Origin of the sequence: Nocardia sp. JCM 34519.1, from assembly GCF_020361265.1 — a bacterium.
Lineage (GTDB): Bacteria > Actinomycetota > Actinomycetes > Mycobacteriales > Mycobacteriaceae > Nocardia > Nocardia arthritidis_A.
The window spans coordinates 145,160-158,816 of sequence record NZ_JAIRBR010000013.1 but is presented as its reverse complement, the minus strand read 5'-3'; the positions used below and the strand labels follow the sequence as shown (position 1 = coordinate 158,816).

General features: G+C 67.4%; 11 protein-coding genes, 1 pseudogene and 1 riboswitch. Of the genes and pseudogenes, 4 read left to right on the top strand and 8 right to left on the bottom strand.

Annotation, left to right across the window (positions count from 1 at the left end; genetic code table 11):
* Window positions 1–2 precede the first annotated feature (2 nt).
* Window positions 3–557: a GtrA family protein gene (locus LGY53_RS28375; protein WP_225729763.1), complete on the top strand. Its 555-nt coding sequence runs from the start codon at window positions 3–5 to the stop codon at window positions 555–557.
* A gap of 27 nt (window positions 558–584) precedes the next feature.
* On the opposite strand, the gene LGY53_RS28370 is transcribed toward LGY53_RS28375, so the two are convergent.
* Window positions 585–1,193 carry an XRE family transcriptional regulator gene (locus LGY53_RS28370; protein WP_225729762.1) on the bottom strand — a complete coding sequence of 203 codons (609 nt, stop codon included), beginning with the start codon at window positions 1,191–1,193 and terminating at the stop codon, window positions 585–587.
* 112 nt (window positions 1,194–1,305) lie between these two features.
* Between LGY53_RS28370 and LGY53_RS28365 the strand changes: the two genes are divergently transcribed.
* Window positions 1,306–2,124 carry an MBL fold metallo-hydrolase gene (locus tag LGY53_RS28365; RefSeq protein WP_225729761.1) on the top strand — a complete coding sequence of 273 codons (819 nt, stop codon included), beginning with the start codon at window positions 1,306–1,308 and terminating at the stop codon, window positions 2,122–2,124.
* 68 nt (window positions 2,125–2,192) lie between these two features.
* Here the strand turns inward: LGY53_RS28365 and LGY53_RS28360 are convergent, their stop codons facing one another.
* From LGY53_RS28360 to LGY53_RS28335, 6 genes are all read right to left on the bottom strand, one after another.
* Window positions 2,193–2,465 carry a hypothetical protein gene (locus LGY53_RS28360; RefSeq protein ID WP_225729760.1) on the bottom strand — a complete coding sequence of 91 codons (273 nt, stop codon included), beginning with the start codon at window positions 2,463–2,465 and terminating at the stop codon, window positions 2,193–2,195.
* 157 nt (window positions 2,466–2,622) lie between these two features.
* Window positions 2,623–3,111, bottom strand: coding sequence for a pantetheine-phosphate adenylyltransferase (gene coaD / locus LGY53_RS28355; RefSeq protein WP_225729759.1), 489 nt, complete (start codon window positions 3,109–3,111; stop codon window positions 2,623–2,625).
* A gap of 148 nt (window positions 3,112–3,259) precedes the next feature.
* Complete coding sequence (rsmD, locus tag LGY53_RS28350; protein WP_225729758.1) at window positions 3,260–3,832, bottom strand: 16S rRNA (guanine(966)-N(2))-methyltransferase RsmD; 573 nt, start codon at window positions 3,830–3,832, stop codon at window positions 3,260–3,262.
* On the bottom strand, window positions 3,829–7,233 hold the full coding sequence (locus LGY53_RS28345) for a pyruvate carboxylase (protein ID WP_225729757.1): 3,405 nt from the start codon (window positions 7,231–7,233) through the stop codon (window positions 3,829–3,831). The genes rsmD and LGY53_RS28345 overlap by 4 nt, the downstream gene beginning before the upstream one ends.
* Window positions 7,234–7,395: 162 nt before the next feature.
* Window positions 7,396–8,268, bottom strand: a complete 873-nt coding sequence (locus LGY53_RS28340) for a glycosyltransferase family 2 protein (RefSeq protein WP_225729756.1) — start codon at window positions 8,266–8,268, stop codon at window positions 7,396–7,398.
* Between the two features lie 200 nt (window positions 8,269–8,468).
* Window positions 8,469–9,185 (bottom strand): polysaccharide deacetylase family protein, encoded by a 717-nt coding sequence (locus tag LGY53_RS28335; RefSeq protein WP_225729755.1) that lies wholly within the window; start codon window positions 9,183–9,185, stop codon window positions 8,469–8,471.
* Between the two features lie 132 nt (window positions 9,186–9,317).
* Window positions 9,318–9,559, top strand: a riboswitch (cobalamin riboswitch).
* Window positions 9,560–9,697: 138 nt separating this feature from the next.
* On the opposite strand from LGY53_RS28335, the gene metE reads away from it, so the two are divergent.
* Window positions 9,698–11,965, top strand: coding sequence for a 5-methyltetrahydropteroyltriglutamate--homocysteine S-methyltransferase (gene metE / locus LGY53_RS28330; protein ID WP_225729754.1), 2,268 nt, complete (start codon window positions 9,698–9,700; stop codon window positions 11,963–11,965).
* Window positions 11,966–12,033: 68 nt separating this feature from the next.
* Window positions 12,034–12,216 (top strand): annotated as a pseudogene (locus LGY53_RS44230) (hypothetical protein); the annotation flags it as partial.
* Between the two features lie 80 nt (window positions 12,217–12,296).
* Here LGY53_RS44230 and LGY53_RS28320 read toward each other — a convergent pair.
* Window positions 12,297–13,643, bottom strand: a complete 1,347-nt coding sequence (locus LGY53_RS28320) for a serine/threonine-protein kinase (RefSeq protein ID WP_225729753.1) — start codon at window positions 13,641–13,643, stop codon at window positions 12,297–12,299.
* Between the last annotated feature and the right edge of the window lie 14 nt (window positions 13,644–13,657).

Genomic DNA, 13,657 nt, shown 5'->3' with positions numbered 1-13,657 from the left:
CCATGGCAGTACTGCAAGCACCCCGCCCCTCGGTGTTGTCCACCGTGGGGTTGTTGCTGCCTTGGGGCATTCCCTTCCCGCCGGTTCAAACGCCGGGCCCGGCATCGCCCGCCCAGGCTCCGGCCCGCACTCCGGTGCGCGATTTCACCCAGCGGACGCTGGCCTATCTTCGCGGTGATCGCGCCTTCGCCCAGCTCATCCGCTTCGCTCTAGTCGGCGGCACCAGCAATATCGCCTATGTGCTGTTGTTCTTCGCCATGCACGGCATCGGGTCGCTCACCGCGAACGTGGTCGGTTCGGTGGTCAGCACGATCATCGCCAACGAACTGCACCGCCAGCTCACCTTCCACGCCGCGGAGCGCGTCGGCTGGTTCACCGCGCAGTGGGAGGGCGGCGGACTCGCGCTGGTCGGCCTCGGCATCAGCACCGCGGCCCTGGCCGCACTCGACCTGTGGGCCCCCGGCATCGGCGGCGCCCTGCAGGCCGTGGCCCTGCTCGCCATCACCGCGGCCGTCGGCGGAATGCGCTTCCTGGCTCTGCGCGGCCTGGTCTTCTGAGACCCTCGCCGGTCAGCACCTCGCCGATCAGGTTCTGCGCGAGATGACCATGAGGTATTCGCAGGGCGCCTTCGTCCGGTTGGCGAAGCCGTGGTCCGCGTCGGCCTGGAAGAACAGGGAGTCGCCCGCGCTCAGGGTCTCGCTGATCCCGCCGATCAAGACGGTGACGGTGCCGTCGAGCACCACGAGCTGTTTCTCCGTACCCGGCGGATAGGCGGGCAGCAGCCCGGTGGAGACCTGTGCGGGGAGGTGGTGAAAGATCATCTCACCCGTTCCCGCGCCCGGGGCCGCCGACACAATATGCCGTTCGAAGCCGGTTTCCGGGTCACGGAAAATGGGGCGCTCGCTCTTGCGCATGACGACTGCCGCACCGGATGCGGCAGCGGCGGCCCCACCGATCAGGTCCGAAAGCGATGCGTCGAGCGCGTGGGCGATCCTGGACGCGACACCGATCGTCGGGCTCTTCTCACCGCGTTCGACCTTGGACAGCATCGCCCGGCTGACCGACGACTGTATCGACAGTTGTTCCAGCGTCAGACCCGCTTCCTCGCGGCGTCGCCGCACATTGCCGCCGAACGCACCGGCCAGGTCGTCACCGTGCTGTGGTTCTGCCGCGTTTGCGTCTTGCTCGACCACCGTGCTCCTCGATCAATGGGTAACTCGCCGCCCACAGTGTATGTTTCTTCTAAAGAAGATACAGTCTTCTATCGAAGACGGGCGATATGCGCCCGGTACGACGGAGGGTTCCATGCGTTTCATCTCGAGCGGCCAGCACCATGCCACGTTCGAATTCGGCGATCTGCGGGTGATCTCGCTGCGAGACGGGTACATCGACATGCCGCCGACCCGGCTCCGCGACGAGGAAGGGCGCACCCTCCCTGTGCTGCCGACCGCCGTGCCACTGGTCGGCGACAACCTGCGGCTGTCGGTCAACGCCTTCTTCGTCACCGACGGCACCCGGTCGGTTCTCATCGATACCGGCGCGTCCAACGCCTGGCACGACCCCACCATGGGCTTGATCTACGACGCGCTCGACGAAGCGGGAATCGACCGTGCGGATATCACCGATGTGGCCATCACCCACAATCACGAAGACCATGTGAGCGGCCTGATCGCGCCGGACGGTTCGGAGGCCTTCCCCGAAGTCGAGCGCGTGTGGATCGGCGCGGGCGACACCTCGGTGTTCACCGGGCGGCTGGAGCCGATCCGCGACCGGGTGGTACCCGTGTCGGAGCGAGTCGCGATCAACGAGTGGACCACCGCGATACCGACACCGGGCCACACACCCGGTCACACCGTCTACGACATCAGGAGCGGCACCGGCCACCTACTCGTCTGGGGCGACACCGTTCACGTTCCCACGCTCCAATTCGAACGGCCGAACGTGACCTGGGAGCTCGACGGCGACCAGTCCCAAGCCCGCGCCGCGCGAGCGGGCCTCCTCGAACGACTGGCCCAACCACACCACTTCGTGGCAGGCGCGCACCTCGACTCACCCGGCATCGCCCGCGTGACCCCGTCCGGCGACGGTTACGCGCTGGAGTATCTGGCGCCACCGATCGGCTGATCGAGCCTGCCCGCATATGAATTCGCCCCGGCGCCAATGGATTCGGCGCCGGGGCGAATTCGGTCCCGCTATGAGCTGCCCGCGGATCCGGTGCTCGGCCTACTTCCGGGCTTGCCCTGCTTATCCCAGTCCACGTTCAGGGTGTAGACATCGCCGTGCAGCAGGCTGCAATTGGCGACACCCGGCGGGTAGCCCTTCGCGGCCTGATTGCACTGCGTCCTGCCATCCCTGCCGGAGAAGTGCCCGACGATCTGCTCGGTCGCCGACGCGGTGCCCACCGCGCAGACCCCGGCGAATATCGCGCCCGCGATGGCACCGGCCACCAGCGGCTTCCTCATCATTTGAACCAAACTCCCCTTCTTGTTCGCACCGTGCAAACCGGAACGAGCTGAGCCCCTTCGTACTCAACTCGAACCACTCGGCACCGCTCTCCCTAGGTGCGGGTCAGGCGTACGCTCCGGCCGTGCGCAGGTCTGCGGACGGCTTCGCAGACAGTGCCTATTGGGCGCGGCGCTCCGCGATGCGGGCCAGCAGGCGTTTGTGCACGGCGGCGGGCAACATTTCGGTGACATCGCCGCCGAAGGTCGCCACCTCCTTGACCAGCGAGCTGGACAGGAAGCTGAGGGCCGGGTTGGTCGCGATGAAGAAGGTGTCGACGCCGGAGAGCTTCTTGTTCATCTGCGCCATCTGCAGTTCGTAGCCGAAATCAGTGGCATCCCGCAGACCCTTGACGATCGCGCTGATGCCCTGCTCCTTCGCGAAGTCGACGAGCAGTCCGTACCACGATGCCACCCGCACATTGGGCAGGTGGGCGGTGGCCTCGCGCAGCATCTCCATGCGTTCCTCGATGCTGAACATGCCCTGCTTGTTCTTGTTGATCGAGACGACGATCACCACCTCGTCGAACTGGGCCGCGGCCCTGGTGAAGACGTCGATATGCCCATTGGTCACCGGGTCGAAGGAGCCCGGGCACAGCGCTGCTGCCATAGCTTCCGACCGTAGCAGCGAGCCACACAGAGATAAGAAGCGGCAACTGATTTCGTGAGGACATGGGTAACTCGCCGGGTACCGGCTGACCCGACCACCTGGCCTACCGCCGGTCGCCAGCGCAAATCTCGCGGCACACGAGTCTGGCCTAAAGTCGCGGGGAGGCGGGGGAGTATTCCGCGAGCTCGATCCGGGTTTCGCCGTATTTGCGCGGCTTGGTCGCGGAATACCCTGCGGGCCAATCGATTTCCGGTGACCGGCTGGAGCGTTCGACGATCACCAGCGCCTCGGGCGCGAGCCAGCCGTGCGCGGCGAGCAGCCGCAGGTCGGCGAGCACCGCGGCGTTGTCCAGATCGTATGGCGGGTCGGACAAGACGAGGTCGAATTCGCCCGCGCCGCCCGCCGCCAGTACGGATCCGACCGCGCCGACGCGCAGTTCCGCGCCGGGCAGCCCGAGGTCGGCGATATTGCCGCGGACGACAGCGGCGGCCTTGCGATCGGATTCGATCAGCAGCACGTGCGCGGCGCCACGGGACAGCGCCTCCAATCCCAGCGCGCCCGATCCGGCGTACAGGTCGAGCGCCCGTACGCCGTGCAGGTCCAGTCGCGCGTCGATGGCGCTGAACAGCGCCTCGCGCACCCGGTCGGAGGTGGGGCGGGTGCCCGCGGGCGGCACCCGCAGCCTGCGCCCGCCGACCGCCCCCGCGACGATTCGCGTCATTCCGCGGCAGCCTCGTGTACGCGCAGTTCGACGAGCAGATCCCCGCCCTCGACCTGCTGCACCGTCCCGATCGCGATCCGGCCGACCACACCTGCCCGGGGCGCGGTGATGGCCGCCTCCATCTTCATCGCCTCGATGGTGCCGATGATCGCGCCCGCCTCGATCGAATCGCCTTCGGACACAACGAGGGTCACCACACCGGCGAAGGGCGCCGCGATATGGCCCTGGTTGTTCTTATCGGCCTTCTCCGCCGCGGGAACCTCGCTGGCGATGGACCGGTCGCGCACCGCGACCGGCCGCAGCTGGCCGTTGAGGATGCACATCACCGTGCGCATACCGCGCTCGTCCGGTTCCGAGATGGCCTCCAGGCCGATCAGCAGCGTGACACCCTTCTCCAGTTGCACCCGGTGTTCCTCGCCGTGCCGCAGGCCGTAGAAGAACTGGTTGGCCGAAAGACCCGTCGTATCACCGTATTTCTCACGGTGGGCGAGGAATTCCTGCGTCGGGCCGGGGAAGAGCAGGCGGTTCAACGTCGCCCGGCGCTGCTCCGGCGTACCGGCGAGCAGCTCCTCATCCTCTTGGGAGAGTTGGACTTCCGGCTTCGCCTGCCCGCGTCCGGCCAGTGCGTGCGTACGGAACGGCTCCGGCCAGCCGCCCGCGGGTGTGCCGAGTTCGCCGCGCAGGAAACCGATCACCGAATCCGGAATGTCGTAGCGGCCCGGGTCGGCGGCGAAATCCGCGACGTCGACGCCGGTGCCGACGAGGGCGAGCGCGAGATCGCCGACCACCTTCGAGGACGGTGTCACCTTCACCAGCCGGCCCAGCAGCCGGTCCGCCGCCGCGTATTTCGCCTCGACCTCCTCGAATCGGTCACCGAGGCCGAGCGCGATGGCCTGCTGACGCAGATTCGACAGCTGACCGCCGGGGATCTCGTGGGTGTATACCCGGCCGGTGGGCGCGGGCAGTCCGGATTCGAAGGGCGCGTACACCTTTCGCAGCGCCTCCCAGTACGGCTCCAGATCGCAGACGCTCTGCAGGTTCAGCCCGGTGTCGTATTCGCTGTTGGCCGCGGCCGCGACGATCGCGGAAAGCGCTGGCTGACTTGTGGTTCCGGCCATCGCCGCGCTCGCGCCGTCCACCGCGTCGGCGCCCGCCTGCCAGGCCGCGAGGTAGGTGGCCAACTGGCCGCCCGGGGTGTCGTGGGTGTGCACGTGCACCGGCAGATCGAAGTTACTGCGCAGGGCCGTAACGAGTTTCGCCGCGGCGGGGGCGCGCAGCAGGCCGGCCATATCCTTGATGGCGAGCACATGCGCGCCCGCGTCCACCATCTGCTCGGCCAGCTTCAGGTAGTAGTCGAGCGTGTACAGGGATTCGTTCGGGTTGGACAGGTCGCCGGTGTAGCTCATCGCGACTTCCGCGATGGCCGTTCCGGTTTCGCGCACCGCGTCGATGGCCGGACGCATCTGGTCGACGTTGTTGAGCGCGTCGAAGATGCGGAAGATATCGATGCCGGTCGCCGTCGCCTCCGCGACGAATGCCCTGGTCACCCGCTCCGGGTACGGCGTGTAGCCGACGGTGTTGCGCCCGCGCAGCAGCATCTGCAGACAGATGTTGGGTATCGCCGCGCGCAGGGCGGCCAGCCGCTCCCACGGGTCCTCGTACAGGAATCGAAGCGCCACATCATAAGTCGCGCCGCCCCAGCATTCGATGGACAGCAGCTCCGGCGTTAGCCGCGCGACGTGGCCCGCGACATCGAGCAGGCCGTTGGTGCGCACCCGGGTGGCCAGCAGCGACTGGTGCGCGTCGCGGAATGTGGTGTCGGTGACGCCGACCGCCTTCTGCTCGCGCAGCGCCTGCGCGAAACCCTCTGGGCCCAAACGCAACAGCCGCTGACGCGAGCCGTGCGGCGGCGGCGCGGCCAGGTCGATGGCGGGCAGTTTGTCGTGCGGGTAAAGGGTGGTCGGGCGTTGGCCGTGCGGTTTGTTGACGGTGATGTCGGCCAGGTAGTTGAGGATCTTGGTGCCGCGGTCGGCCGAACCGCGCAGCGCGAGCAGCTGCGGGCGCTCGTCGATGAACGAGGTGGTCACCCGGCCCGCCTGGAAGTCGGGATCGTCGAGCACCGCGAGCAGGAACGGAATATTGGTGGTAACGCCGCGGATCCGGAATTCGGCGAGCGCCCGCTTGGCCCGCGCGATCGCGAGGCCGAAATCGCGGCCGCGGCAGGTGAGTTTGACCAGCATCGAGTCGAAGTAGGCGCCGATCTCCGCGCCGAGGTTGGCGCCGCCGTCGAGTCGGATGCCCGCGCCGCCTGGCGTGCGGTAGGCGGTGATGCGGCCGGTATCGGGGCGGAAGCCGTTGGCCGGATCCTCGGTGGTGATCCGGCATTGCAGCGCCGCGCCCCGGATGGCGATCGAATCCTGGCTCAGGCCAAGGTCTTCCAGCGTCTCACCGGCGGCGATGCGCAGCTGCGACTGGACCAGGTCCACATCGGTGATCTCCTCGGTCACCGTATGTTCGACCTGGATGCGCGGGTTCATCTCGATGAAGACGTGGTTGCCGCGCTCGTCGAGCAGGAATTCGACGGTACCCGCGCAGCTGTAGCCGATCTGCCTGGCGAAGGCCACCGCGTCGGCGCAGATGCGTTCCCGCAGTTGCGGATCCAGGTTCGGCGCGGGCGCGAGCTCCAGCACCTTCTGATGCCTGCGCTGCACCGAGCAGTCGCGCTCGAACAGGTGCATCACATTGCCGTGCTGGTCGGCGAGGATCTGCACCTCGATGTGGCGCGGGTTCACCACGGCCTGTTCGAGGAAGACGGTCGGGTCGCCGAAGGCCGATTCGGCCTCCCTGGACGCGGCCTCGATCGATTCGCGCAGCTGTGCGGGTTCGGCGACCCGGCGCATACCGCGACCGCCGCCACCGGCCACCGCCTTGACGAAGATCGGGTACTCCAGCTCCCGCGACGCCGCGAGGAGTTCTTCGACATCCGCCGACGGCGCACTGGACCGCAGCACCGGTAGTCCGGCCGCCCGTGCCGCCGCGACCGCGCGGGCCTTGTTACCCGCCAGCTCCAGCACCTCCGCCGACGGGCCGATGAAGGTGATGCCCTCGCGGGCGCACGCCGCGGCGAGGTCCGGATTCTCGGACAGGAAGCCGTATCCCGGATAGATCGCGTCGGCGCCCGCGGACTTGGCCGCGTCGATGATCGCGTCGATCGACAGGTAGGCGCGAACCGGGTGCCCCTGTTCACCGATCTGGTAGGACTCGGCCGCCTTCAACCGGTGGACCGAATTGCGGTCCTCGTACGGAAAGACGGCGACGGTCCCGATGCCGAGCTCGTAGGCGGCACGGAAGGCACGGATGGCGATCTCACCGCGATTGGCAACCAAGACTTTGGAGAACATTGGCCTAAGGTACCTGCCCCCAACACACGCACAGATGGGGAATGGCGCTTCGCATGGTTCTTCACAAGATGGCTTGGCAGCCTTGCGAAGTTGTGTTCATCGGCGCGTCACATACGACGCGCCGATGGACATCCGTCGGCTACCGAATTCCGGCAAACCGAGTCACAACCAGCGCAGGGTGTGATACCTCGCACCGCCGCGCAACTGACCCACCGCGATGCCGAGCAGCAGCCCGCGCTCCTCGCTCACCAGCCCGCGGGCCACCGCGAGTCCGCAAATACGCACCAGTAATTCCGGCAGCCTGATTTCCGGCATACCGTTACCCGGATATTCGGCGTTCAACCGGGCGAGCCCGATGCCCCGGCTGCGTCCCTGCCGGTAGCCGGGTTTGAATCCGGGCCGATAGCGATAGGCCAGCAATGCCTCGGGCAGGAATCCGGTGCGGTATCCGGCATTGTGCGCACGCCAGCCGAATTCGACATCCTCATTGGCCGGATAGGTCACATCCATGCCGCCCAGTTTGCGGTAGACCTCGGCGCGGCATGCGGTGCTTCCGGCAATGATGATCGGGGCGAAGACACCGGCCGGTTGGAATTTGTCCGGCGCGGGCACATCGGCGACGCCGCGCGGATTATCCGCATTGAGCGATTTACCCTCGACGGCCGAGCAGACCGGGTCGTAACCCTCTTCCAGGAATTCGACGAGCCGCCTCGCCCAATTCGGATACGCCTTGTCGTCGTGATCGCAGAAAAGAAGTATCTCGCCCTCGGCGTGGTCTGCACCAATATTTCGGGCAAAGGCGGCGCCCTTGTGCGCCGACGCATCGACCCATTTCAGGTCGAGTTTTTCCCGCAGCGGATGCTCGAGTATATGTCGACGCACGAAAGTCGGCGATCCATTGTCCGCCACGACTACCTCGAGCGGGCCAACGTAGTCTTGCTCGGCTATTGCACCGAGTTGAACGTCGAGGAAACCCAGACCCTCGGCATCCGAAATGAAAACGGGAATGACGATCGAAATCGATCGTGCGACCACGGTAACCCCACATCCAAGCTACAAGCGGGAAGGCACTCCCCCACAGACTGAGCAGAATTTAGTGCATCGGTCAGCATAGGGGGAATCCAACGTTTAGTGACGATTCTCACACCATCCACCATTACCTGGCCGCCGAACGCATCGCCGGGCGCACGGCGGGCAACGGAGGAGATGTGAAAGTTGCTGGCGCTGAAACTATCTCAGCGAACCAGCCAAATGTTACGAACCGAACTGCCGTGTGCGAGCGCATCGCCCAACGAGGCGGCGGCCAGACCGCGCTCGGCCAGACCGTCCAGCACGAGGCGCGAGAGCGCACCCCGATCGAAGGTGGGCGCCGGACCGTCGTCCGCGCCGTCGGCGGCATTGGCGAATCCGTCGTGCAGCAGCAGCACATCGCCGTCGCCGATGCCCTCCAGCGCCTGCCCGGCCAGCTTCCGGACATCCTCGTCGACCCAGTCGCCCGCGAACCGGCTCCACACCACCGGGGTCAGACCGGCGGCGCGAATCGCGGTCCACGTGCTCGCGATCTGCGCGCCGTACGGCGGCCGGAACCAGCGGACCGGTCTGCCACACAAATCCTCCAGCTGCCGCCGGGCATCCCTGGTCCGCCGGTACACCTGGGTGGCGGGCAGGGTGGTCAGCCGGATGTGGTCGTAGCCGTGCAGGCCGATCTCGTGACCCGCGGCCAGCACATCGTTCAAGAGCGCGCGCTGCTCCATGGCGCGCCGGACCAGGACGAAGAAGGTCGCCGTCACACCGGCGTCGGCCAGCGCGGCCAGCACCGGCTCGGTGCTGCCGGGCTCGGGCCCGTCATCGTAGGTGAGCACCACGGTGGGGCGATCCACTCGCACCAATTGAACAGACCCCACCCCGGCCGCAAGTGGTGCGAGTGCGCGGCCAACCACAGATTTCAACACGCGCCCATGCTAGGCGAATCGGCGTGTGATTCATGGCCAACTTAAGAAAGGTCCGGCCCGATTTGATGACAACTATGTAGTTGGACATATGCTGGATGACGCAGCTGGTTCACCGGGCGCAGGCGAGATGGAGCCCCTACGTCGCGTACCGGTGTCGAAACCCGAACGCTCCCTTGGGCGCACGGGCAAGAGGGAACCCGGTGAGAATCCGGGACTGTCCCCGCAGCGGTGAGCGGGAACGACCGCCGTCATCACGCACTGGGCTCATCGGCCTGGGAAGCGACGGCCAGTAGGACCTTCCGGCGGTCTGCCGGATCGGCCGATTCGGCCGGTGCCCGCGAGTCCGAAGACCTGCCGGTTGTACCGGGTACGCCGTATCCGGTGGCCACCGCCTCGTGGAGAGGGCGCGCGGGTCCGAAGCGTTTTCGCCGGATGTGTTCCCGGTTCAGGGCTCCTGTTCGGCAGATCGCTGGTCCCGCTTGCCGATTGGGCGTTGGCCCAGGTCCAACACAATGGAGCACAACGTGACTGTTTCACATACGCCGTTCACCGCAACGGTTCTCGGTCTCCCGCGGGTGGGGCCGCGACGGGAACTCAAGCGCGCCACCGAGTCCTACTGGGCGGGTCGCATCGATGCCGAACAACTGCACACCGTCGCCCGTGAGCTGCGGCGCGCCCAGTTGTCCGAATTGCGTTCCGCCGGGCTCGATTCGGTGCCGGTCGGCACCTTCTCCTACTACGACCAGATGCTCGACACCGCCGTGCTGCTCGGTGCGCTGCCCGCGCGGGTGGCCTCGATCGCCGATCCGCTCGACCGGTATTTCGCCGCCGCGCGCGGCACCGACACCATCGAACCGCTGGAGATGACCAAGTGGTTCGACACCAACTACCACTATCTCGTTCCCGAAATCGATTCGGGTACAAGCTTTTCGCTGAATCCGGAGCAGCTGCTCGCACAACTGGCCGAGGCGAGGGAACTCGGCGTCGCCGCCCGGCCGGTGGTGATCGGTCCGATCACCTTCCTGAAGCTGGCCAAATCCGCCGGGGAGCGCACGCTCGATCGGCTGCCGGAATTGGTGCGCCTGTACCGGGAGTTGCTCGCTCAGTTGGCCGCGGCGGGCGCCGAATGGGTGCAGATCGACGAGCCGGTGCTGGTCACCGACCTGACCGAGGACGAAATCGCCCTGGTGCGGCTCACTTACACCGAGCTGGCCGCGGCCGAGCGGCGCCCGGCCATCCTGGTAGCCACCTACTTCGGGCGGCCGGGCGCGGCGCTGCCCGCCTTGGCCGAGACCGGAATCGATGGCGTCGCGGTCGACTTCGTCTCCGGCACAACGGTTCCCGAAGTGTCGGTGCTGCGTGACAAACTGCTGGTCGCCGGTGTGATCGACGGGCGCAATGTGTGGCGCGCCGATCTGGACCGTGCGCTGGAAACGCTGCGCGACCTCGCGGGATCCGCGGGCGCCGTTGCGGTTTCGACCTCGTGCTCGCTGCTGCACGTGCCGTACGGGCTGGCCGCCGAGACCGGACTCGACGAGAGGCTGCGTTCCTGGCTGTCGTTCGGCGCGGAGAAGGTGACCGAGGTCCGGACGCTGGCGACCGGTCTGCACCAGGGCACCGACGCCATCGAGGATCGATTGGTCGCGACGCGTGCGGCTTTGGCCGCACGGCGGGCCGATCCGCGCCTGCACGATCCGGCGGTACGGGCCAGGTTGGCCGCGCTCGGCCCGGACGCCGCGCGGCGCGCCCCCGCCGAGCAGCGGCGCGAATTGCAGTCCGAGCGACTGCGATTGCCCACGCTGCCGACCACGACGATCGGATCGTATCCGCAGACCTCGGCCATCCGGCAGGCCCGCGCCGCGCTGCGCAAGGGTGAGATCGATCAGGCCGAATACGAGCGCCGGATGCGCGCTGAGATCGCCGATGTCGTTGCGCTACAGGAGAAATTGGGCCTCGACGTGCTCGTGCACGGCGAACCGGAACGCAACGACATGGTGCAGTACTTCGCCGAACAGCTCGACGGATTCGCCGCCACCGAGAACGGCTGGGTGCAGTCGTACGGCACCAGGTGCGTTCGGCCGCCGATCCTGTACGGCGATGTGGCGCGGAGGAATCCGATGACCGTCGACTGGATCACCTACGCGCAGTCGCTCACCGACAAGCCGGTCAAGGGCATGCTCACCGGCCCGGTGACCATTCTCGCGTGGTCGTTCGTGCGCGACGATCAGCCGCTCGCCGATTCGGCACGTCAAGTGGCCCTTGCCATTCGGGACGAGACGGTGGATCTGGAGGCGGCGGGCATCCGCATCGTCCAGGTGGACGAGCCCGCCCTGCGGGAGACGCTGCCGCTGCGTGCCGCCGACCAACCCGGCTACCTGGAGTGGTCGGTCGGTGCGTTCCGGTTGGCCACCGCCGGTATCGCCGACAGCACCCAAATCCACACGCATCTCTGCTATTCGGAATTCGGTGAGGTCATCGACGCGATCGCCGGACTCGACGCCGACGTCACCTCCATCGAGGCGGCCCGGTCGCGCATGGAGATCGTCGAGGATCTCCGGTCCGCCGGATTCGACCTCGGCGTCGGGCCCGGTGTCTACGATATCCACTCGCCGAGGGTGCCCAGCGTCGAGGAGATCACCGCTTCACTGCGGACCGCACTCAAAGTGATCCCCGCCGAACGACTTTGGGTGAATCCGGACTGCGGCCTGAAGACCCGCGGCCCGGCCGAGGTGGAGTTGGCGCTGCGCAATATGGTGACCGCCGCCCAAGCGGTGCGCTAGTCGATACGGGTCCCGCTTCGTCTGATCGGCGGAGCGGGACCCGCTGACGCTCGTGTGGCGAAAATCCCGTGAGCCGTAGCTCGGCACGCGGCGAACCCTGGCGGAAGTCGATAGCCGAATTCCCGAGTAGGCCTGTGACCACCTCCATTCTCGAAATCGAATGGGAGCGGCACAGATCCGTGGTATTCGGGGCGGCCTACCGACTGCTCGGCGGGGTCGCCGATGCCGAGGACATCGTCCAGGACGTGCGGTTGCGGGCGTCCGCGGCGGATCTGCGGGCGACCTCGTCGACGGCGCCGATCAGGCGCACCTACTCCGGCCACTGGTACGACTACTCCGGCCACTGGTACGAGCGCGTCTGCGGAACCACCGGCCCGGGCTGCGGGGCGGGGGCCTGCTGCGGCACGGTGGTGATGCGCCGCGGTGGCGGTTGCGGCGGGGCGGTGGTGATCGGCGGAATGTCCGCCGGGGTGGGGGCTTCGGTCGGCGGCGCGGGCGGTGGCTGCGTGGTCGTCGGCGCACTCGATGTGGTGGTCGTCGTAACCGGTTGCGGCGCAACCTTGGACGTTGTCCCAGGGTTGGACGATCCACCGTCGTCGCGCATCACGAATGCCGCACCCACCGCGACACCGACACCGGCCAGCAACAGTCCCGACGCCACCACGAATCGCATGCGCCGAGGCTTGCCGCCGGTCACCGGCTCCACCCACCGCGGCTGTTCGAACGGTATCGGCGGTGCGGGCGCCGCGGCGCGGATGACGGTCGGGATCACCGCCTGATCCGGCAACGCATTACCCGAAACCAGAACCGGCCGTGGCGATTCCGCGCGCACGGTGACCGCGGCCGGTCGCAGCGCGTTCGCCGCGGCCTCGGCGAACGCGGTGCAGGTGGCGTATCGGTCCTCCGGCGATTTCGCCAGTGCGGTGGCGAGCACGGCGTCCAATTCGGCCGGGAGTTCGGGACGTAACTCGCTCGGCGCGGGCGGTGGTGCGCTCAGGTGCGCGGCGATCACGGCCGCCTGTTCCTTGCGCGGGAACGGCTGCCGTCCGGTCAGCAGCTGAAATAGGGTGCAGCCCAAGGAATAAAGGTCGGCGCGGTGATCGGTGGGCGCGTCGGTGAATCGTTCCGGTGCGACATAGGCGAAGGTCGCGGCGATACCGGATAGCGTGACGGTGTCGTCGAGGGTGCGCGCGATCCCGAAATCGGTGAGCACCGCGCGCCCGCCGCCGCGCCGATCGTGCTCGACGAGCAGATTGGCCGGTTTCACATCCCGGTGCAGCACACCCTGCGCATGCGCGTAATCCAGTGCGTGCGCGGCATCTTCGAGTAAACGCAGGGCTCGCTCCGGTGCGAGCCCGTCCGGATGCGCGCTCAGCAATCCGGCGACATCACCGCCGTCGATATAGCGCATCGCCAACCACAGCGCGGGATCGTCGGCGGCGCTACGGTCGTATACGGGAACGATATTCGGGTGATCGAGTCCGGCGGCGAGGGTCGCCTCGCGGTCGAATGCGGTGCGGGTCTTCGGATCACCGGTGAACGCGTCGGCCAGCACCTTCAGCGCGACCCGGCGCCGCAGCCGCGGATGCGTGGCCAGATATACCGACCCCATCCCGCCGACACCGAGCAGTCGCTCGATGGCGAACCCGGCGAATACCGTCCCCGGCCGCAAACCCATGATCCTCCCCGGCA